The organism is Pseudomonas sp. SZ40, assembly GCF_052958135.1.
This window is the reverse complement of sequence record NZ_JBQWIF010000011.1, coordinates 90,862-109,800: the sequence shown is the minus strand read 5'-3', so window position 1 is coordinate 109,800 and position 18,939 is coordinate 90,862. Positions and strand designations below refer to the sequence as shown.

18 protein-coding genes are annotated in these 18,939 nt (G+C 62.0%); 7 read left to right on the top strand and 11 right to left on the bottom strand.

Going from position 1 to position 18,939, the window contains the following annotated elements; all coding sequences use genetic code 11:
* The first annotated feature begins 3 nt into the window (after positions 1 to 3).
* From ACT9T4_RS11465 to gcvT, 4 genes are all read left to right on the top strand, one after another.
* On the top strand, positions 4 to 807 hold the full coding sequence (locus ACT9T4_RS11465) for a SirB1 family protein (RefSeq protein WP_179538968.1): 804 nt from the start codon (positions 4 to 6) through the stop codon (positions 805 to 807).
* A 294-nt stretch (positions 808 to 1,101) separates the two neighbouring features.
* On the top strand, positions 1,102 to 1,485 hold the full coding sequence (gene gcvH, locus ACT9T4_RS11460; protein ID WP_179538969.1) for a glycine cleavage system protein GcvH: 384 nt from the start codon (positions 1,102 to 1,104) through the stop codon (positions 1,483 to 1,485).
* 9 nt (positions 1,486 to 1,494) lie between these two features.
* Complete coding sequence (gene gcvP, locus ACT9T4_RS11455) at positions 1,495 to 4,347, top strand: aminomethyl-transferring glycine dehydrogenase (protein WP_499117021.1); 2,853 nt, start codon at positions 1,495 to 1,497, stop codon at positions 4,345 to 4,347.
* An 86-nt stretch (positions 4,348 to 4,433) separates the two neighbouring features.
* On the top strand, positions 4,434 to 5,555 hold the full coding sequence (gcvT, locus tag ACT9T4_RS11450; protein ID WP_042555399.1) for a glycine cleavage system aminomethyltransferase GcvT: 1,122 nt from the start codon (positions 4,434 to 4,436) through the stop codon (positions 5,553 to 5,555).
* A 56-nt stretch (positions 5,556 to 5,611) separates the two neighbouring features.
* Here gcvT and ACT9T4_RS11445 read toward each other — a convergent pair whose 3' ends face one another.
* Positions 5,612 to 5,968, bottom strand: coding sequence for a 5-carboxymethyl-2-hydroxymuconate Delta-isomerase (locus tag ACT9T4_RS11445; RefSeq protein ID WP_499117019.1), 357 nt, complete (start codon positions 5,966 to 5,968; stop codon positions 5,612 to 5,614).
* A 545-nt stretch (positions 5,969 to 6,513) separates the two neighbouring features.
* Between ACT9T4_RS11445 and ACT9T4_RS11440 the strand changes: the two genes are divergently transcribed.
* A complete protein-coding gene (locus ACT9T4_RS11440; protein WP_042555397.1) occupies positions 6,514 to 7,758 on the top strand; it encodes an OprD family porin in 1,245 nt (414 codons plus the stop codon).
* Between the two features lie 153 nt (positions 7,759 to 7,911).
* Here the strand turns inward: ACT9T4_RS11440 and ACT9T4_RS11435 are convergent, their stop codons facing one another.
* Positions 7,912 to 8,187, bottom strand: a complete 276-nt coding sequence (locus ACT9T4_RS11435) for a hypothetical protein (protein ID WP_042555396.1) — start codon at positions 8,185 to 8,187, stop codon at positions 7,912 to 7,914.
* A 466-nt stretch (positions 8,188 to 8,653) separates the two neighbouring features.
* Between ACT9T4_RS11435 and ACT9T4_RS11430 the strand changes: the two genes are divergently transcribed.
* Positions 8,654 to 9,592, top strand: a complete 939-nt coding sequence (locus ACT9T4_RS11430) for a class I SAM-dependent methyltransferase (RefSeq protein WP_042555395.1) — start codon at positions 8,654 to 8,656, stop codon at positions 9,590 to 9,592.
* On the opposite strand, the gene ACT9T4_RS11425 is transcribed toward ACT9T4_RS11430, so the two are convergent.
* From ACT9T4_RS11425 to ACT9T4_RS11390, 8 genes are all read right to left on the bottom strand, one after another.
* Positions 9,579 to 9,965 carry a hypothetical protein gene (locus ACT9T4_RS11425; protein ID WP_042555394.1) on the bottom strand — a complete coding sequence of 129 codons (387 nt, stop codon included), beginning with the start codon at positions 9,963 to 9,965 and terminating at the stop codon, positions 9,579 to 9,581. The genes ACT9T4_RS11430 and ACT9T4_RS11425 overlap by 14 nt on opposite strands.
* 335 nt (positions 9,966 to 10,300) lie before the next feature.
* On the bottom strand, positions 10,301 to 11,245 hold the full coding sequence (gene cyoE / locus ACT9T4_RS11420; RefSeq protein ID WP_218878656.1) for a heme o synthase: 945 nt from the start codon (positions 11,243 to 11,245) through the stop codon (positions 10,301 to 10,303).
* Between the two features lie 12 nt (positions 11,246 to 11,257).
* Positions 11,258 to 11,590 carry a cytochrome o ubiquinol oxidase subunit IV gene (locus ACT9T4_RS11415; RefSeq protein WP_042555392.1) on the bottom strand — a complete coding sequence of 111 codons (333 nt, stop codon included), beginning with the start codon at positions 11,588 to 11,590 and terminating at the stop codon, positions 11,258 to 11,260.
* The gene (gene cyoC / locus ACT9T4_RS11410; protein WP_042555391.1) at positions 11,590 to 12,213 is read right to left on the bottom strand and encodes a cytochrome o ubiquinol oxidase subunit III; all 624 of its coding nucleotides are present in this window, start codon (positions 12,211 to 12,213) and stop codon (positions 11,590 to 11,592) included. The genes ACT9T4_RS11415 and cyoC overlap by 1 nt, the downstream gene beginning before the upstream one ends.
* A gap of 3 nt (positions 12,214 to 12,216) precedes the next feature.
* Positions 12,217 to 14,190 carry a cytochrome o ubiquinol oxidase subunit I gene (gene cyoB / locus ACT9T4_RS11405; protein WP_499117016.1) on the bottom strand — a complete coding sequence of 658 codons (1,974 nt, stop codon included), beginning with the start codon at positions 14,188 to 14,190 and terminating at the stop codon, positions 12,217 to 12,219.
* 3 nt (positions 14,191 to 14,193) lie between these two features.
* The gene (cyoA, locus tag ACT9T4_RS11400; RefSeq protein ID WP_042555389.1) at positions 14,194 to 15,090 is read right to left on the bottom strand and encodes a ubiquinol oxidase subunit II; all 897 of its coding nucleotides are present in this window, start codon (positions 15,088 to 15,090) and stop codon (positions 14,194 to 14,196) included.
* A 450-nt stretch (positions 15,091 to 15,540) separates the two neighbouring features.
* Complete coding sequence (locus tag ACT9T4_RS11395; protein WP_042555388.1) at positions 15,541 to 16,152, bottom strand: DUF6436 domain-containing protein; 612 nt, start codon at positions 16,150 to 16,152, stop codon at positions 15,541 to 15,543.
* A complete protein-coding gene (locus ACT9T4_RS11390) occupies positions 16,153 to 16,455 on the bottom strand; it encodes a hypothetical protein (RefSeq protein WP_042555387.1) in 303 nt (100 codons plus the stop codon). It abuts the gene before it with no gap.
* A gap of 432 nt (positions 16,456 to 16,887) precedes the next feature.
* Between ACT9T4_RS11390 and ACT9T4_RS11385 the strand changes: the two genes are divergently transcribed.
* The gene (locus ACT9T4_RS11385; RefSeq protein ID WP_156152762.1) at positions 16,888 to 17,499 is read left to right on the top strand and encodes a Yip1 family protein; all 612 of its coding nucleotides are present in this window, start codon (positions 16,888 to 16,890) and stop codon (positions 17,497 to 17,499) included.
* Between the two features lie 85 nt (positions 17,500 to 17,584).
* Here ACT9T4_RS11385 and ACT9T4_RS11380 read toward each other — a convergent pair whose 3' ends face one another.
* A complete protein-coding gene (locus ACT9T4_RS11380) occupies positions 17,585 to 18,925 on the bottom strand; it encodes a glutamine synthetase family protein (protein WP_499117013.1) in 1,341 nt (446 codons plus the stop codon).
* Positions 18,926 to 18,939 lie beyond the last annotated feature (14 nt).

The following is an 18,939-nucleotide window of genomic DNA, read 5'->3' as shown; positions in this document are numbered from 1 at the left end:
ACCATGAGTGCGCGCGACCACTGCCTTGCCTGTCTGAACACCGAGCAGCCGGCGCTCTTCGAAGCGGCCTTGTGGGTCGCTGCCGAACATGACATGGCCGTGCAACCCAAGCTGATCGTCAGCGAGCTCGACGGCTTGAAGCACCAGGTCGATGCAGGCCTCCCCAACCTCCCCCCGCAGGAGCTCGCGCAGCCTTTGTTGCGCCGCCTCAACGACCTGAACTTCCACGAAGATGACGACAACCCGGTGCGGCCACAGGCAGCGCTGCTGCACAAGGTGCTGCTGCGCCGTCGTGGCCAGCCCCTGAGCATCGCACTGATCGCCCTGGAGCTGGCGCGGCGTCTGGGCATCCCTTTGCAGGGCGTCAATTTCCCTGGCTACTTCCTGTTGCGAGTTCCCGGTGCCGACCACCTGCTCGACCCCTGTGGCGGGCGGCGCCTGTATACCCGCGACTGTCGTGAGCTGCTGCTGCGCTACATCGGCCCGCAGGCCCAGCTGAGTGCCGAACACATGCTCGCCTGCGATGCCCGCAGCATGATCGTGCGCCTGTCACGCAACCTGCGCTATCTGCATGTGCAGGACGAGGACTACCTGTCCGCCCTGAAAGACGCCGAGCGCGTGTTGCAACTGGCGCCTCCCAACGTCAGTGATCATCTGGCCCGAGCCGAGCTCTACCAGCGCCTCGATTGCCCACAGGCGGAGCGTTTCGATGTCCAGCGTGCCCTGCTGCTGTGCGACGACCCGGCGCTGCACGTCCGCCTGGGCGATCGCCTGCGCCAGTTGAGCGCAGGTACCGCCCTGCACTGACTCCCCCTCCGCCACCCGATTGCGGGCGCCTGCGCCACATGTATCGTTTTAAATACAACGTATCGAATACGACACGGAGTTTGTCAGCTGCGACATTCGGGGCCTTGCCGTGGGCTGGGGCTTAAAGACGGAACACTGCGTATCGAAATCGATACAAATCGTCGCCTCACACCCAATTAAAAACATTAAGCCATTGATTTATATATAAAAAATAAACTGGCACCTAGTTTGCTAATGGCTCTACCCATTAGCTGCGCCCACACAGATGGGCACGAAAACCACCAAGGAGTCCCCATGAGCGAATTGCGTTTTACCGTCGAGCACGAATGGCTGCGTCAGGAGGCCGATGGGCTGGTCACCGTGGGCATCACCGCCTACGCTCAAGACGCACTGGGTGACGTGGTATTCGTACAGTTGCCCGACCTGCAGGCCTACACCGCCGGTGAAGAAGTGGCCGTGCTGGAATCGGTGAAGGCAGCGAGCAACATCGGCATGCCGCTCGACGGCGAAGTGGTCGAAGTGAACGCCGACCTCGAGGCCAGCCCCGAGCTGGTCAACGCCGAACCGCTGGGACAGGGCTGGTTCTTCCGCTTCCGCCCAAGCAACGCCGAGGCGCTGGCCGGCCTGCTCGATCAGGACGCCTACGAGCGCCTGCTCAACGCCAAAGCCGACGCCTGAGAGAAAACCATGACCGACTTGACCACCCGCAACGAATTCATCGCACGCCATATCGGCCCACGCGACCAAGATACCGCTGCCATGCTCGAAACCCTCGGTTTCAGCGACCTCGACGCACTGACCGCCAGCGTCATTCCCGGCAGCATCAAGGGCACCAGCGTGCTGCCTGCTGGCGACGGCCAGAGCGAAGCCGATGCGCTGGCCGCCATCAAGGCCATCGCCGCCAGGAACCAGCTGTTTCGCAACTACATCGGCCAGGGTTACTACGGCACGCACACACCCTCGCCGATCCTGCGCAACCTGCTGGAAAACCCGGCCTGGTACACCGCCTACACGCCTTACCAGCCGGAGATATCCCAAGGCCGCCTGGAGTCGCTGCTGAACTTCCAGACCCTGATCAGCGACCTCACCGGCCTGCCGATCGCCAACGCCTCGCTGCTCGACGAAGGCACCGCCGCCGCCGAAGCCATGACCTTCTGCAAGCGGCTGTCGAAGAACAAGGCCGCCAACGCCTTCTTCGCCTCCCAGCACTGTCACCCGCAGACCCTCGACGTGCTGCGTACCCGCGCCGAGCCGCTGGGCATCGAAGTGGTGGTCGGTGACGAGGCCGCCATCGACGACGCCAGCGCCTTCTTTGGCGCTCTGCTGCAATACCCGGCGAGCAATGGCGACATCTTCGATTACCGCGACGTGGTCGAGCGTTTCCACGGCGCCAACGCCCTGGTGGCCGTGGCAGCCGATCTGCTGGCCCTGACCCTGCTGCAGGCGCCTGGCGAGTTCGGTGCCGACGTGGCGCTGGGCAGCGCGCAACGTTTCGGCGTGCCGCTGGGCTTCGGTGGCCCGCATGCCGCCTATTTCGCTACCCGTGACGCGTTCAAGCGCGACATGCCGGGCCGCCTGGTCGGCCTCTCGGTGGACCGCTTCGGCAACCCGGCCCTGCGCCTGGCCATGCAGACCCGCGAACAGCATATCCGCCGCGAGAAGGCCACCAGCAACATCTGCACCGCTCAGGTGCTGCTGGCCAATATCGCCGCCATGTACGCCGTCTACCACGGCCCGCAGGGGCTCACCCGGATCGCCCAGCGCGTCCACCAACTGACGCTGATCTTCGCCCGCGGCCTGCAGGCGCTCGGTCTGCAGATCGAACAACAGGCATTCTTCGACACCCTCACCCTGCAAAGTGGCGAGCGGACCGCGGCACTGCACCAGAAAGCCCGTGCAGCCGGCATCAACCTGCGCGAAGTGGACGCCGGGCGTATCGGCCTGTCGTTCGACGAAACCACCACTCAGGCGGATATCGAGCAACTCTGGACCCTGTTCGCCGATGGCAAACCTCTGCCGGACTTCGCGGCCCTGGCCAAGACGGACGACACCGGCCTGCCCGCTGCGCAACTGCGTCAGTCGGCGATCCTCGAGCACCCGGTATTCAACCGCTACCACTCGGAAACCGAGCTGATGCGCTACCTGCGCAAGCTCGCCGACAAGGACCTGGCCCTGGACCGCAGCATGATCCCGCTGGGCTCCTGCACCATGAAGCTCAACGCGGCCAGCGAGATGATTCCCGTCACCTGGGCGGAATTCGGCAACCTGCATCCCTTCGCCCCTGCCGAGCAGAGCGCCGGCTATCAGCAACTGACCGATGAGCTGGAAGCCATGCTCTGCGCTGCCACCGGCTACGACGCCGTATCGCTGCAGCCCAATGCCGGCTCCCAGGGTGAATACGCCGGCCTGCTGGCGATCCGCGCCTACCACCACAGCCGCGGCGACGACAAGCGCGACATCTGCCTGATCCCGCAATCGGCCCACGGCACCAACCCGGCCACCGCCCATATGGCCGGCATGCGCGTGGTCGTCACCGCCTGCGACGCTCGCGGCAACGTCGATATCGCCGATCTGCGCGCCAAGGCCGAGCAGCACCGCGATCAGCTGGCGGCGATCATGATCACCTACCCGTCCACCCACGGGGTGTTCGAGGAAGGCATTCGCGAGATCTGCGCCATCGTCCACGACAACGGCGGTCAGGTGTACATCGACGGCGCCAACATGAACGCCATGGTCGGCCTCTGTGCGCCCGGCAAGTTCGGCGGCGACGTCTCCCACCTCAACCTGCACAAGACCTTCTGCATTCCCCATGGCGGTGGCGGCCCGGGTGTCGGCCCGATCGGCGTGAAGTCCCACCTGGCGCCTTTCCTCCCCGGTCACGCCCACATGCAGCGCAAGGAAGGCGCGGTCAGTGCCGCGCCATTCGGCAGCGCCAGCATCCTGCCGATCACCTGGATGTACATCCGCATGATGGGCGGTACCGGCCTGCGCCTGGCGTCGCAGATGGCGATCCTCAATGCCAACTACATCGCCCGTCGCCTGGAAGAGCACTACCCGGTGCTGTACAGCGGTGAAGGCGGCCTGGTGGCCCACGAGTGCATCCTCGATCTGCGCCCGCTCAAGGACAGCAGCGGCATCAGCGTCGACGACGTGGCCAAGCGCCTGATCGACTTTGGCTTCCATGCCCCCACCATGTCCTTCCCGGTGGCTGGCACGCTGATGATCGAGCCGACCGAAAGCGAGTCCAAGCAAGAGCTGGATCGCTTCTGCGACGCCATGATCGCCATTCGCGAGGAAATTCGGGCGGTCGAACGCGGCGAGCTGAATGTCGACGACAACCCGCTGAAGAATGCCCCGCACACCGCCGCCGAACTGGTGGGCGAGTGGACGCATCCGTACAGCCGCGAGCAGGCGGTCTTCCCGACCCGCAGTCTGATCGACGGCAAATACTGGCCGCCGGTAGGCCGGGTCGACAACGTGTTCGGCGACCGCAATCTGGTCTGTGCCTGCCCCCCCATCGAGGCTTATCAGGACGCCTGATCGCGCCGGGCTGCCGAACGCTTCGGCAGCCCCCCTTATGCCCGCACGCGATTGCGGGCCGCTCACGACCTACACAGGAGAGCGCAATGAGCTCTGAAATTCTGGCGAAAACGCCCCTCCACGCGCTGCACCTGGAATTGGGCGCACGCATGGTGCCGTTCGCTGGCTACGAGATGCCGGTGCAATATCCGCTCGGCGTGATGAAGGAACACCTGCACACCCGCGAAGCCGCCGGGCTGTTCGACGTCTCGCACATGGGCCAGATCATCCTGCGCGGCGCCGGCGCCGCCAAGGCGCTGGAGAGCCTGGTACCGGTGGATATCGTCGACCTGCCGGTGGGCATGCAGCGCTACGCCATGTTCACCGACGCCAATGGCGGCATCCTCGACGACCTGATGGTCGCCAACCTGGGCGACGACACGCTGTTTCTGGTGGTCAACGCGGCCTGCAAGCATCAGGACCTGATGCACCTGCAGCAGCACATCGCCAACCAGTGCCAGATCGAATCGCGCTTCGAGCGCGCCCTGCTCGCCCTGCAGGGCCCCAGGGCGGTCGACGTACTCACCCGCCTGGCACCTGAAGTCGCGAAGATGACCTTCATGCAGTTCGCCGCGGTACGCCTGCTCGGCGTCGATTGCTACGTCAGCCGCTCGGGCTACACCGGTGAGGATGGCTACGAAATCTCCGTGCCCGCCGCCCATGCCGAAGCCCTGGCACGCAGCCTGCTGGCCGAGCCCGAAGTGCAGGCGATCGGCCTGGGCGCCCGTGACTCGCTGCGCCTGGAGGCCGGCCTGTGCCTGTATGGCCACGACATGAGCACCGACACCACGCCGATCGAGGCGAGCCTGCTCTGGGCGATCTCCAAGGCGCGACGGGCCGATGGCACTCGCCCAGGCGGCTTCCCGGGTGCCGAGCGGATCTTCGCGCAGCAGCGGGAAGGCGTCGCCCGCAAACGTGTCGGCCTGCTACCCCAGGAACGTACGCCGGTACGTGAAGGTGCGGAACTGGTGAATGCCGAGGGCGAGCTCATCGGTCAGGTGTGCAGCGGAGGCTTCGGCCCGAGCCTGGGCGCACCGCTGGCCATGGGGTACGTACGGAGCAGCCACGTCGCCGTGGACAGCGATGTATGGGCCCTGGTGCGCGGCAAGCGCGTCGCCATGAAGGTCGCCAAGACCCCGTTCGTGGCGCAGCGCTACTACCGGGGCTGATCTCCTGCCGGGTTCAACCAACAGTCGGGCGGCACCTCGGCCGCCCGGCCTGCCCATCAGCCTGCGACCAGGCAACTGCGCCGGTTGCTGAAGGCTTCACGGCGCATGTCCCGCACATCCAGAGAAATGCTTTCGACCTCCGGCAGGCGCTCCACCAGCGAGCGCACGATGGCCATCGACAGGGCTTTCTTCTGCTCGTCCGTACGGCCGGCCAGCAGGTAGAAGATCACATGCAGGAAATCGCCCTGACTGCCGCCGACACTGTAGTGGTCGTAGAGGCTCAGACGCACCTTCACCTCACCCTCCCTGAACAATCCGGTGCCCATCGCGGCGTCATGCACCAGAGCGACCAACTCATCGCCACCGAGCGTTTTTTCCAGTGAGCGCGGGGCCTCGACAAGACAATGCGGCATGGGATTTCCTGCACTGATAAATATCGTCATACGTTATCACACAACATTTCTTATTATCTGGCCGGCGGCCAAGGTCGTATAGTTGGCCCATGCGGACATACAGAAATTAGCCGCCGCGATAACTGAAATGCAGGCTTCATGCGGGTTTTCCCACATTATGGAATCGCAAAGGAGCGACGTGAACGGGCCTGACGGAACATTTCATCAGAGTGCGTTGACAAGCCGATTCAGAGCTGCAGATAATCAGCGGCAATGTTGTATGACAACAGAACCTAATAAAAACAAAAAAGGTCGCACCATGAAGACTGTCGCCTTCACGTCATCCGCACCACGCCAACTCGCCTTGGGCTCCCTTGCCCAGTCTGCCGCATTCATCTCGATACCTGCGCGCCACCTATTCGCCGACGGCTAGGGCCTGAAGCAGAGTCCTGTGTGTCTGCACGCAGGTCTGTCGCCCTGCACGGGGCTATCCATACCTTCCTCACGGCATGTCGATCGGTGATTGGCAGAGGATGGTCTGTTCAAAAAACGGGAGCACAACAACAATGACACCACGCAAGATCATCTCGCTGGGCCTCATCGGCGCAGGCAGCATGGCCCTCGCCCTGCCCTTCGCAGCCCAGGCCGAAGGTTTCGTCGACGACGCCAAGGTTTCCCTGAACCTGCGCAACTTCTACATCAACCGGAACTTCACCAACCCGGCCAACGCCCAGAGCAAGGCCGAAGAGTGGACGCAGAGCTTCATCCTCGATGCGCGCTCCGGTTACACCCCTGGCGTGGTCGGCTTCGGTGTCGATGCCCTGGGCATGCTCTCGGTCAAGCTCGACGGCGGTGGCGGCACCTACGGCACCGGCCTGCTGCCGCGCCATGACGATGGTCGCCCGGCGGATGACTACGGTCGCCTGGCCCTGGCTGCCAAAGCCAAGATCTCCAAGACCGAACTGAAGGTCGGCGAGTGGATGCCAGTGCTGCCGATCCTGCGTGCCGACGATGGTCGTTCCCTGCCGCAGACCCTGCGTGGTGGCCAGGTCACGTCCAACGAGATCACCGGCCTGACCCTGTATGGCGGTCAGTTCCGCCAGAACAGCGAGCGTAACAACGCGAGCATGGAAGACCTGATCTACGCAGGTGCCGCTTCCGACCGCTTCAACTTCGTCGGTGGCGAATACAAGTTCAATGGCGACCGCACCCTGATCGGCCTGTGGGGCGCGGAACTCAAGGATATCTACGAGCAGCAGTACGTACAGCTGACCCACAGCCAGCCGATCGGCGACTGGACACTGGGCGCCAACCTCGGCTACTTCCAGGGCGAAGACGATGGCTCGGCCAAAGCCGGCAAGCTGGACAACAAGGTCTACTCCGGCCTGTTCTCCGCCAAGTACGGCAGCAACACCGTCTACGTCGGCCTGCAGAAGGTCAGCGGCGACACCGGCTGGATGCGCGTTTCGGGCACCAGCGGCGGTACCCTGGCCAACGACAGCTACAACTCCAGCTACGACAACGCCAAGGAGAAATCCTGGCAGGTGCGTCATGACTTCAACTTCGCCGGTGTGGGCGTTCCTGGCCTGACCCTGATGAACCGTTACATCAGCGGCAGCAACGTGCATGTCGGCACCACCGACGATGGCAAGGAATGGGGCCGTGAAACCGAGCTGGCCTACGTGATCCAGAGCGGCGCGTTCAAGAACCTGAGCATGCGCTGGCGCAACGCGAGCATCCGTCGCGACTACAGCGCCAACGAGTTCGACGAGAACCGCCTGATCTTCAACTACCCGCTGTCGATCCTGTAAGGCTGCATCGCATCGTTTTACTCCAGTGTCATGGCACAGTTGGCCCGTCCTCGTGACGGGCTTTTTTATGCATGGCGAAAAAGCCGGCCTGGGCGAAGCGTCGAGGTGCCGCGCCCGGTGCGGGCAGGCCGGTTGCCGACCCGCCCCCCTCGTTCAGCGCAGACGCTTCTCGCGCATCGCCGCCTGGTGAGCGGCCCTGGCCAGATCGCAGCCATCCTCGGCAAGCAGGTACGCGGCTTCGCTGATGTGCTGTATGTCCAGGCCGTCGGCCTGGGTGATGCTCATGGCGGCGAGACTGTGCAGCAGGCCGCACACCGCCCTGAAACGCTGCTGGGCGCTTTCATGCAGGTCGGCGTAGGAACAACGGCTGTCGATCAGCAGCACTGGGGTGGTGGTCGGGTTGCTGGATAGCGGGAGGAAGTCAGTCATGGCAGCCTCCGTGCTCGTGATCAGCAGGGCAGCATGCGGACGGATCGAGGGCGTGTGGATGGGTCATGGTGTAGTGCTCCTAACGTATTGCTGGAGCTGCCACGAACCGTCGCCAAACGATCATGGGTGGCAGCCGTGCGCAGGTTGGCGAACCGGGACGTTAGGCACCCGGCAGACCCGAAGGTCTCCCGCGCACGGCCACCATAAAACGACACTGCGGGCGTAAAAAAAGCGCCTGCAAATGTGTTTTTGGCGCCTGTGCGCCTAACGTAGATCGGGTCGCCAAACCCGGCCGCTGATTGTGCAGCGGCCTGCGCAGGTTAGCGCGGGGCCTGCTCGAGGGCAAGCGGGCGGCCATTGCCCCAACCCGGCCGACAGGGGCGTCATGCATGAAACCGCAGGCGAGGCTTCGTGAGCGATGCAGCGCTTTGGTTTAAACTGCCGCGCCCGGCAACCGATAGCCCCCATGACCCCTGCCAATCTGGATTTTCTCCACCAGCACCTCAGCCGTGCGCTCGATGACGCACCGGCGCACACCCTGCGCCTGTTCCATGGCCGTGGTCGTTGCTGGGAAGGGCTCGAACACATCACCGTCGACTGGCTGCAGGGCATCGTGCTGGTGTGCCTGTTCAGGGAGCCGCCGGCCGATGAACTCGAGGCCCTGCAGACGATGTTGCTGCAAGTGAGCCAGTCCGGCGAATGGCAGCGCAGCCAGGCCCACAGCCTGCTGCTGCAGCATCGCTATCAGACCGACAGCCCGATGCAGTGTCTGGTGGGCGAGTTGCCCGAAGAGTGGATCATCGAGGAAGACGGCCTGCGCTTTCTTCTCGACCTGGGTCGCAAGCAGAACACCGGGCTGTTTCTCGATATGCGCCTGGGCCGCCGCTGGGTCCGCGAGAATGCCAGCGGCCAGCGGATACTCAACCTGTTCGCCTATACCTGCGGATTCTCCATCGCGGCACTCGCTGGTGGTGCCGAGCATGTGGTCAACCTGGACATGGCCAAGGCGGCGCTGAGCCGCGGCCGTGACAACCATCGCCTCAACGGCCATGACCTGAGCCGGGTCAGCTTTCTGGGCCACGAGCTGTTCAAGTCATGGGGCAAGGTAAAACGCCACGGCCCCTATGATCTGATCATCATCGACCCGCCCTCCTTCCAGAAGGGCAGCTTCGCCCTCACCCGTGACTACCAGAAAATTCTCCGCAAGCTCCCCGAGCTGCTCAGTGCCGAAGGCCGCGTGCTGGCCTGCGTCAACGACCCCAACATCGGCAGCGACTTCCTGATCGCCGGCATGGCCAGCGAAGCACCCGAGCTGCGCTTCGAGCGGCGCCTGGAAAACCCGGCGGAGTTCCCCGATGCGCAGGCCGAAGGCGGCTTGAAGGCGATGCTGTTCAGCCGCTCTTGAACCAGTCCCACACGCCCAGCGAAAACCCGGAAAACAGGTTGATACCCAGGGCCGACTTGAGCAGATAGAGAAACAGCAACCCCAGCGCCAGCGACACCAGCAGAAACACGCTGACGCCTATCGCCTTGGCGGTCAGCGACAGCTCCTGCTGGGCTCGACTGAGGTCGCGCTTGTTGCGCCCGGCCAGCAGCACGAAGTAATAGCGCCAGCGCCACAGCTTGACCGTACCGCGCAGATCCAGACTATGCCGGCCCCACTGACGCGCCCCGAAAGCGACCTGAAGCGCATCGAGCTGCTCGGCGCTGAAGGAGTCCCTGAGGTCGTCGGGCAGACGCTCCTTGAGGCCCTTGATGAAAGGATCCTGCTCACCCATGGTCGTTTCTCCAGATAGCCGAACCCTTCAGGGCAGACACCTTAACAGCCCTTGCAGAGAGTTTAAAAAGGTAAACGAGGCCGCCAGCGCAAAGCCGTGGCGCCGCCACGAAAACAGGTGAGCCGTAGCGCAGCGGGGTAACGGCCGAAAGCTGGTCCGCAGGGCGAAAGAGGTGAGCCGAAAGCGGCGTTTACGCATCGTGAACGAGCATGTCGACAGGGGACAGCACACGGCCCTGTCTACCAGAAAGCGCAGATCGTTTTTCGATACCTGGCAAACGAAAACGGGCCCCGTCATCAGCGATAACGGGGCCCGTTCGATTCGCGCGTCGAGGTTTAGCGGGCGGCGAACGCCGCGCAGAAACCACTGACGTTGTCCGCACCACAGATGTTGTTGACCGAGGTCATCAGCATCTGGCTCGGCGTAGCCTGGAAGTCTACCGACATCATCACGCTCAGCGCGGTGATGGTGACGATCGAGAACACGAACAGCTTGCGTGCCCAGACCTTGTCATCGACTGCCTTGTAGCCCGACACCCCCATCCACAACCAGTAGGCACCGCTGACCACCGCTACCACGAAGTAGCTGTAACCGGCGTAACCACTGATGGTCAGCATCAGGGTGGCGACCAGGAACGCGGCGATGTACAGGACGATGCTGCGCTTGGCAGCAGGAATGCCCTTGATCACCGGCAACACCGGAATGTTGGCGGCCTGGTAGTCATTGAAACGAAAGATCGCGATCGCGTAGGAGTGAGGCATCTGCCAGAGGCTGAAGATCAGCAGCAGAATCGCCGCACCTACATCGAACTCGTTGCTTACAGCGCAATAGCCCACAACAGGGGGAGCGGCGCCCGACAGACTGCCAACCAGGGTTCCATAAACCGAATTCCGCTTGAGGTACAGGCTGTACAGCCCGACGTAGACGACGAAGCCCATCAGGACCAAGGCGACAGCAAGCAGGTTCGTGGCTTTATAGAGCAAGGCAACGCCTGCAATCCCGAGGATGCAGGCGTAAACGATGGCATGAGTCGGCGGAACCAGGCCTTTTACCAGCACCCTGTTCTTGGTCCGCTCCATCTTTTCATCGATGTCCCTATCGATGTAGTTGTTGAACACGCAACCGGAAGCAATGACCAGAGCGACGCCGAGCGCTGTTGCCAGGAACAGCATCAGGTCGATATCCCCCTTCGAAGCCAGGAAGAAGCCACCGGCAACGGAAATCATGTTTCCGAAGACGATGCCCGGCTTGGTCAGGAGCAGGTATTGCTTGAACATCAGGCTGCTCTCTTTTTAGTTGGCCATCATGTAGTAGTGCATGCTCCAGATGATCCAGATCGAGAGCGCTACGACGATGATGGTGATCAGGATGGTGAACGCGAACGCCACCGTATTCCAACGCTGCTCGGACGAGGTGTTCATGTGCAGGAAGTACACGAGGTGTACGTAGATCTGCACGACCGCGAAAGCGACGATGGTGAACAGCGTGGCCGCTTTCGACATGACGGGGTTCATCACGATCGCGAACGGGATCACGGTGAGGATTACCGACAGTACGAAACCGACTACGTAATCCTTGGTGCTGCCATGGCTCGCGCCGGCGGCAGAGTGGTGATCATGAGCCATTACAGAGCCCCCATCAGATAGACAACGGTAAACACGCAGATCCACACCACGTCGAGGAAGTGCCAGAACAGGCTCAGGCAGCTCAGGCGGGTCTGGGTGACCGGCGTCAGGCCGCGGCTGGCGACCTGATGCATCATCACCGCCATCCACACCAGACCGGCACTGACGTGCAGACCGTGGGTGCCGACCAGGGTGAAGAACGCGGACCAGTAAGCACTGACCTGCGGAGCGGCACCTTCGTGGATCAGGTGATGGAACTCGTACAGCTCGATCGAGATGAACACCACACCGAACAGGAAGGTGGCTGCCAGCCAGGACAGCACCTTGCCTTTGTCGCCACGGTACATGGCCAGCATGGCCATGCCGTAGGTGATGCTCGAGAACAACAGGGCGAATGTTTCGACCAGAACGAGTTTCAGGTCGATCAGATCCTTCGGAGTAGGACCGCCGGCGTACGCGGTGCTGAGCACCGCGAAGCCTGCGAAGATACTCGCGAACAGGATGCAGTCGGTCATCAGGTAAATCCAGAACCCGAAGACCTTCATCTCACCCGCGTCGTGGTGATGTTCGTGCTCATGCTCATCGGCATGAGCAGCGTGGTTGCTGATCACTTCACTAGACATGGTTTAAGCCTGCTTAGCCTTTGCTTGAATGTGTGCCTTCTCGATGCGTTCGATTTCATCGGGCTGCACGTAGTAGTCGACGTCCGTGTTGTAGCTGTTGCGAATCAGGACGGCGAAGGTACCCACGAAGCTCAATGCAGCCAGCCACCAGATGTGCCAGATCAGCGCGAAACCCAAGGCCAGAGCACCTACGGACATGATCAGGCCAACGCCGGTGTTCTTCGGCATGTGGATCGGCGAGTACTTGGTGGGCGCAGCCGGCAGACCGTCACGCTTCATTTCGTGGAACTCGTCGATACGATCACCACGCGGGGTTACCGCGAAGTTGTAGAACGGCGGTGGCGACGAAGTCGACCATTCCAGGGTACGAGCGTCCCATGGGTCGCCAGTCACGTCGGCCAGTTCCTTGCGCTTGATGATCGACACAGCGAACTGGATCAGGGTGCAGAGGATACCGATACCGATCAGCACGGCGCCGACCACGGCGATGTGCAGCCACGGCTCCCATTCTGGGTTGGTGGTGCTGTTCAGACGACGGGTCATGCCCATGAAGCCGAGGATGTACAGCGGCATGAACGCCAGGTAGAAACCGACGATCCAGAACCAGAACGATGCCTTGCCCCAACCTTCGTGCAGCTTGAAGCCGAACGCTTTCGGGAACCAGAAGGTGATACCGGCCATGTAGCCGAATACCGCACCGCCGATGATCACGTTGTGGAAGTGGGCGATCAGGAACAGGCTGTTGTGCAGCAGGAAGTCAGCACCTGGAACGGCCAGCAGTACGCCGGTCATACCACCGATGGAGAAGGTGATGATGAAGCCCAGGGTCCACAGGATCGGCGAAGTGAACTCCAGACGACCGCGGTACATGGTGAACAGCCAGGTGAAGATTTTCACACCGGTCGGGATGGCGATGATCATCGTCGCGATACCGAAGAAGGCGTTGACGCTGGCGCCGGAGCCCATGGTGAAGAAGTGGTGCAGCCATACCACGAACGACAGTACGGTGATCGCCACGGTAGCCCAGACCATCGAGGCATAGCCGAACAGACGCTTGCGAGCGAACACCGAGGTTACTTCGGAGAACACGCCGAAGGCCGGCAGGATCAGGATGTACACCTCAGGGTGGCCCCAGGCCCACAGGAGGTTGACGTACATCATCGGGTTGCCACCAGCTTCGTTAGTGAAGAAGTGGAAATCCAGGTAGCGATCCAGAGTCAGCATGCCGAGTACGGCGGTCAGAATCGGGAACGCGCCGCAGATGATCACGCTGGTGCACAGGATGGTCCAGGTGAAGATCGGCATTTTCATCAGGGTCATGCCAGGGGCACGCATCTTGATGATGGTCACGAAGAAGTTGACACCGGTCAGCAGCGTACCGATACCGGATATCTGCAGCGCCCATATGTAGTAGTCGACCCCGACTCCCGGACTGTACTCGATGCCTGACAGCGGTGGATACGCGACCCAGCCGGTCATGGCGAACTCGCCCACGAACAGCGAAACGTTGGTCAGCAGTACACCCACCACGAAGAGCCAGAAGCTCAGCGAGTTGAGGAACGGGAAGGCAACGTCGCGCGCACCGATCTGCAGCGGCGTGACGATGTTCATCAGACCGACCACCAGTGGCATGGCCACGAAGAAGATCATGATCGTACCGTGAGCGGTGAAGATCTGATCGTAGTGGTGCGGTGGCAGATACCCTTCGGAGCCGCCAGTGGCGATCGCCAGCTGGGTACGCATCATGATCGCGTCGGCGAAGCCGCGCAGCAGCATGACCAGGGCGACGATGATGTACATCACGCCGATTTTCTTGTGGTCGACCGAAGTCAGCCATTCGTGCCACAGGTAGCCCCACTTCTTGAAGTAGGTCAGGGCGGCGAACAGCCCGAGACCACCCAGCACCACGGCAATCATCGTGACGACAAGGATGGGCTCGTGCAGGGGTATTGCATCTAGTGTCAGCTTTCCGAACATCGTTTATTCCTCCGCACCTGAATCGTGCGCGGCTTCGCTCACAGGGTTGCTCTTGTAATCGATGTACTGGCCAAGGATCTGACGGAACAGACCAGGCTGAGCGTTGAAGTACTCGACGGGGTTGTTCTCGCTTGCCTTGCTCAGCAGCTGGTAGCTACCGTTGAAGTCCAGCGTGTTCGGCGACTGTTTGACCTTGGCCACCCACTGCTCGAACTCTTCGTTGCTGGTTGCATGAGTCTTGAACTTCATGCCCGAGAAACCGTGACCGCTGTAGTTGCCCGATACGCCGAAGAACTCGCCCGGCTCGTTGGCAATCAGATGCAGTTGAGTGCGCATGCCGCCCATGGCATAGACCATGCCGCCCAGCTGCGGGATGAAGAAGGTATTCATCACGGTCTGAGAGGTGATCTGGAAGCTCAGCGGGGTGTTCGCAGGAACGTACAGTTCATTGACGGTAGCGATGCCCTGCTCCGGGTAGATGAACAGCCATTTCCAATCCAGCGAAACCACTTCGACGACCAGTGGTTTGACATCGGATTCGATCGGCTTGTACGGGTCCAGCTCGTGCGTGGTCTTCCAGGTGATGACCGCCAGTACGGCGATGATCACGCAAGGAACGCCCCAGACGATGGCCTCGATCTTGTGCGAATGAGCCCACTCGGGCGCGTAGGTCGCGTCCTTGTTCGAGGAGCGATAGCGCCAGGCGAACAGAATGGTCATGAAAATGACGGGTACCACCACGATCAGCATCAGCAGAGTGGCGGTAATGATGAGGTTGCGCTGCTCAATGCCGATCTGGCCTTTCGAATCGAAAAGAATCCAATCGCAGCCACTCAGGGAGACGGCCACGACAATCGTCAGAAGCGTGCGGAACAAGCGGTGGTACTTCTCTTCTCTCATTTCACGACCTTCAGCAAAGTGATATCCCACATAGCGTTCTGTTCAGCCTGATGCCCAATACGGCAGGGCATGCCAGGAAAACGGTGCACAGGCGCACCGAAATCGTTTCAGCATCGAAACTACTAAACGGAGGGGGCGACATTTTCGGTTACGCAGCCAAAAAAACCAACCGCATAACGACGATGGGCCTACAAATAGTCAGGGTGTATAGCTCGCCCCGCACTGCCCCAGCCCTACACCGCCGGCCGCAACCCTGCGCCCGGTGATATCTCGCTCAGCTCGCAAAGCCCCATGTGGCCGCACCTGTAGCGCGAGCCGAAACCGCGGCCCGCTGGCGGGCCGCGAATGGATGGATGAGTTGCGACTTATAATAGTGGCTCATATCGGCGCGATTGCGCGGCAATATGTCGCACAGCAATAACCCTTAAAAAAGCAGGGCATTGCCTCAAATCACGATCCTTCTACAGGCTTCCAATCACAGTAGCAGCCAACCGACATGGTATTGGCCGCGGAAACACTGCGGTTCGCCGAAAGCGCGTCGAGAATCGGTTCCACGAAACTGTTCGAGGAGTTGCACACCAACCCCTCGCTGTAGGGGCCAGCATAAGCCAGACGCCCCTGCTGATCCCAGATGGCGATGGCCGGGCTGGCCGGAATCGACTCCATGCCCTCCAGCGACTCAAGAGGCGTGAGCTTGCCGCGCAGGAACGGCAGCATTTCGCCCTCGCTTCCCGGCTTCTGCACACTGTAAAACTCGACGCCGGAAAAGCGGTAGAGGCTGATCAGATAATTGAGGTGGGCATCGGTTTCCTTGTGGCACGGGCACTGGGGATCCCAGAAATGCACCACGCGGATCTTGCCCGGCCCGGCGAGCTCGGCGGGCAGTTTCAGCCCGCCGCCCTGAAAGAACACCGCCTGCTGTTCCTGATCGCCGAAGGGGCGCAGGTAGGCGACACCAAAACGGCCCCACACCCACGCCCCGATCGCCAGCACGATGGCCAGCAGCAGCAGGCACAGAATCAGCAGGAAGCGCTTGGACGGAGCGGTCTGATCCTTGCTCATCTACTCGGGCTCACGGCCGTACTTGATACGGAACTGCTTTTCCATTTCCTTGCAGCTATCGGTAGCGAACGAGCGCGAGGTCGGCTTGGCCGTCGGGTCATTCGCCTTGACCCAGCAGGCCTGAATGGCACCCAGCTCGTTGGCTTGAATGTCGGCGGTCTGCTCGCGGGTGATGGCGTAGATGATGATGCCGAACACCAGCACGATGAACCCCAGACCCAGCAGGGTCAGCCACAGACAGCCACCGCGCTTGCCAGTGTCTGGCTGCTCAGTGGATGGATTGCGTGCCTTGTCGTCGCTCATGATCTACCCCTGCCGAAGAGGGTGCGGAACATAGCATTTTTACTCTGGGCGGGGCAGGGGCCAAAAAGCACACATGAAAATCAGGGTTATCGCCCTCCCCTGCCCCGCCGGGGCGCAGAAGCGCGCCATCAGGGGGCTCTGCGGCAGGCGCCCGAGCCTCTCCGGCCGACAGCCGACATACGCCGTTACGACCCGTGTGCCGGCCCGGGGAACCCGCCGATCGTCCCGCCAACCGTAGCCTCTGGCGCCCTGCCTGGCTGGCCAAGCATGCCTCATCAGGGCGGCGGGCAAATTTCTGGTCAAACCTATTGCGGTGAACTTCACTCATACCTTGTGAGGGCTGAATTGTATTGCGGGTGCCGCACGATCCAGGCTGATCAGCTCTCGGATATCCCATGCCGGCAGGAATGCCGGAGCCAGAGGAGAAGAGTCATGATCAATCACATTTGGGGGCTACTGGCCAATCCGGGCCGCGAGTGGCGCAACATCGACCGGGAAAAGGAAAGCATCACGCGCCTTTACGCCCATCACGTACTACTGATGGCACTCATTCCCGTCGTCAGTGCCTTCATCGGCACCACCCAAATCGGTTGGCATCTGGGTGGCGAGGCCTACAAGGTGGCGATACCCACGGCAGCAGCGCTGGGTATCGTGTTCTATATCCTGATGCTGGTCGGCGTCGCCATCATGGGTAACGTCATCCACTGGATGTCGGATTCGTTCGCCAGCCGCCCGAGCCGTCGCCGCTGCATCGTCTTCGCCGGCTACGTGGCCACGCCGCTGTTCATCGCCGGTATCGCGCTGCTGTACCCGAAAGCCTGGTTGCTGCTGATGGTCGGCATCATCGCCCTCGCCTACAGCGCTCGCCTTCTTTATGTAGGCATGCCGGCGTTTCTGCGCATTCCGGTCAACGAGGGCCTGACCATCTCGGGAGGTACCCTGGCGATCGGCGTGCTGGTACTGGAGCTGATTCTGGCACTGACCGTAGCGCTCTGGGGCCTGGGCTTCAACGACTACGCGGTAAGCTGGTCGCTGTTCCGCTAACCGCCAGCCCCACGCGCCGAGCCTGGAGCCGCAGGTTGCGAGCCTGCGAAGGCTCGTCACTTGCGGCTTCTGGTTTACAGGTCGGTCATAGAAACCAGCGGTACTCGCGGGCACTGATGCTGTCCATGAACGCCAGGTGATCCTGGCGTTTGTTCTCGCAATAGACCATCACGAACTCCTCGCCCAGCCCGGCATTCACCGCCGAGTGATGGCGCATGGCTGCAACCGCGGAAAGCATGTCCATGGGGAAATCGATACCGCTCTGGCGGTTCTCGTTCAACGGAGCGATGGGCTCGATGCGCTGCTCCAGACCATGCTCCATGGCCGCCAGAATCGCCGCCAGCACCAGATAGGGGTTGGCGTCGGCACCCGCCAGGCGGTGTTCGATGCGCAGGTTGCGGGCATCCGAATCGGGGATACGCACGCAGGCGTCACGATCTTCATGCCCCCAACTGGCGCGACTCGCCGCATTCACCCGCGAGCCGTAGCGTCGGTAGGCATTGTGATGGGCGGCGAAGATCGGCATGCAATGCGGCAGCCATGCCAGGCAGCCGGCCACGGCGTGACGTAACGGCCGCTGTTCATCGATGGCCAGCAAGTTGCTGCCCTGCGCGTCATAGAGGCTGACGTGCACGTGCATGCCGCTGCCGGGAGCATCGAGATAGGGTTTGCTCATGAAGCTGGCCCGATGGCCATTCTTGAGCGCCACGCCGCGGGTAAGCCGAGTGAAGAGCGCTGCCCAGTCCGCCGCCTGCAGGCCGTCGTCACAGTGGCCGAAATTGATCTCGAACTGCCCCGGGCCAATTTCCGCAGTGATCACGTTGGCATCGATGCCCTGCTCCTCGGCCGCCTCGACGATCTCGTGCAGCACCGTGGAAAAACGCGACAGCCGGTCGATATGCAGGGTGGGCTGATCGTCCTCGTCGCCACACAGAGGGTCGCGAGGATACTGGGGCAGCCCGTCCTTGAGGGCACGGTCGAACAGGTAGAACTCCAGCTCGAAAGCCACTACCGGACGAATGCCCTTGGTCGCCAACCGCTGCAGAACCCGCGACAGCACCTCCCGTGGCTCGAACTCGATGGGCGATTCGGTGCCATCGGAGCTAATCAGCATCTGCCCCAGGGGCTGGCTTTCCCAGCGTACCGGCTTGAGCGTGCCGGGAATCAGCCGGCGCGTGGCATCCGGGTCGCCATCGTTGAAGCAGTAGTCGCCGATCACGTGCAGGCCGCCCTGTGCGCCGAGCAGCACGCAATTCTGCGGCAGCTTGAGCAGGCTGCCGGCGGCGACCTTCTCCAGCATGTCGATGGGATAGCGTTTGCCATAGAAGTGCCCGGGAATGTCCAGACAGATCAGGTCCACGTAGCGGACGTCAGGGTGAGCGGCGCGAAAGGCGCGGACTTCGTCGAGCAGGTTGTCGGTGGTCATGGCGAGGATCCCGT

Bases quoted from the DNA above. Each gene is read 5' to 3' on its own strand.
- ACT9T4_RS11380 (WP_499117013.1), bottom strand. From the start codon at position 18,925: ATGACCACCGACAACCTGCTCGACGAAGTCCGCGCCTTTCGCGCCGCT.
- cyoC (WP_042555391.1), bottom strand. From the start codon at position 12,213: ATGTCTAGTGAAGTGATCAGCAACCACGCTGCTCATGCCGATGAGCAT.
- ACT9T4_RS11430 (WP_042555395.1), top strand. From the start codon at position 8,654: ATGACCCCTGCCAATCTGGATTTTCTCCACCAGCACCTCAGCCGTGCG.
- ACT9T4_RS11415 (WP_042555392.1), bottom strand. From the start codon at position 11,590: ATGGCTCATGATCACCACTCTGCCGCCGGCGCGAGCCATGGCAGCACC.
- ACT9T4_RS11465 (WP_179538968.1), top strand. From the start codon at position 4: ATGAGTGCGCGCGACCACTGCCTTGCCTGTCTGAACACCGAGCAGCCG.
- ACT9T4_RS11395 (WP_042555388.1), bottom strand. From the start codon at position 16,152: ATGAGCAAGGATCAGACCGCTCCGTCCAAGCGCTTCCTGCTGATTCTG.
- ACT9T4_RS11435 (WP_042555396.1), bottom strand. From the start codon at position 8,187: ATGACTGACTTCCTCCCGCTATCCAGCAACCCGACCACCACCCCAGTG.
- ACT9T4_RS11440 (WP_042555397.1), top strand. From the start codon at position 6,514: ATGACACCACGCAAGATCATCTCGCTGGGCCTCATCGGCGCAGGCAGC.
- gcvP (WP_499117021.1), top strand. From the start codon at position 1,495: ATGACCGACTTGACCACCCGCAACGAATTCATCGCACGCCATATCGGC.
- ACT9T4_RS11390 (WP_042555387.1), bottom strand. From the start codon at position 16,455: ATGAGCGACGACAAGGCACGCAATCCATCCACTGAGCAGCCAGACACT.
- cyoB (WP_499117016.1), bottom strand. From the start codon at position 14,190: ATGTTCGGAAAGCTGACACTAGATGCAATACCCCTGCACGAGCCCATC.
- ACT9T4_RS11445 (WP_499117019.1), bottom strand. From the start codon at position 5,968: ATGCCGCATTGTCTTGTCGAGGCCCCGCGCTCACTGGAAAAAACGCTC.
- gcvT (WP_042555399.1), top strand. From the start codon at position 4,434: ATGAGCTCTGAAATTCTGGCGAAAACGCCCCTCCACGCGCTGCACCTG.
- ACT9T4_RS11385 (WP_156152762.1), top strand. From the start codon at position 16,888: ATGATCAATCACATTTGGGGGCTACTGGCCAATCCGGGCCGCGAGTGG.
- ACT9T4_RS11425 (WP_042555394.1), bottom strand. From the start codon at position 9,965: ATGGGTGAGCAGGATCCTTTCATCAAGGGCCTCAAGGAGCGTCTGCCC.
- cyoA (WP_042555389.1), bottom strand. From the start codon at position 15,090: ATGAGAGAAGAGAAGTACCACCGCTTGTTCCGCACGCTTCTGACGATT.
- gcvH (WP_179538969.1), top strand. From the start codon at position 1,102: ATGAGCGAATTGCGTTTTACCGTCGAGCACGAATGGCTGCGTCAGGAG.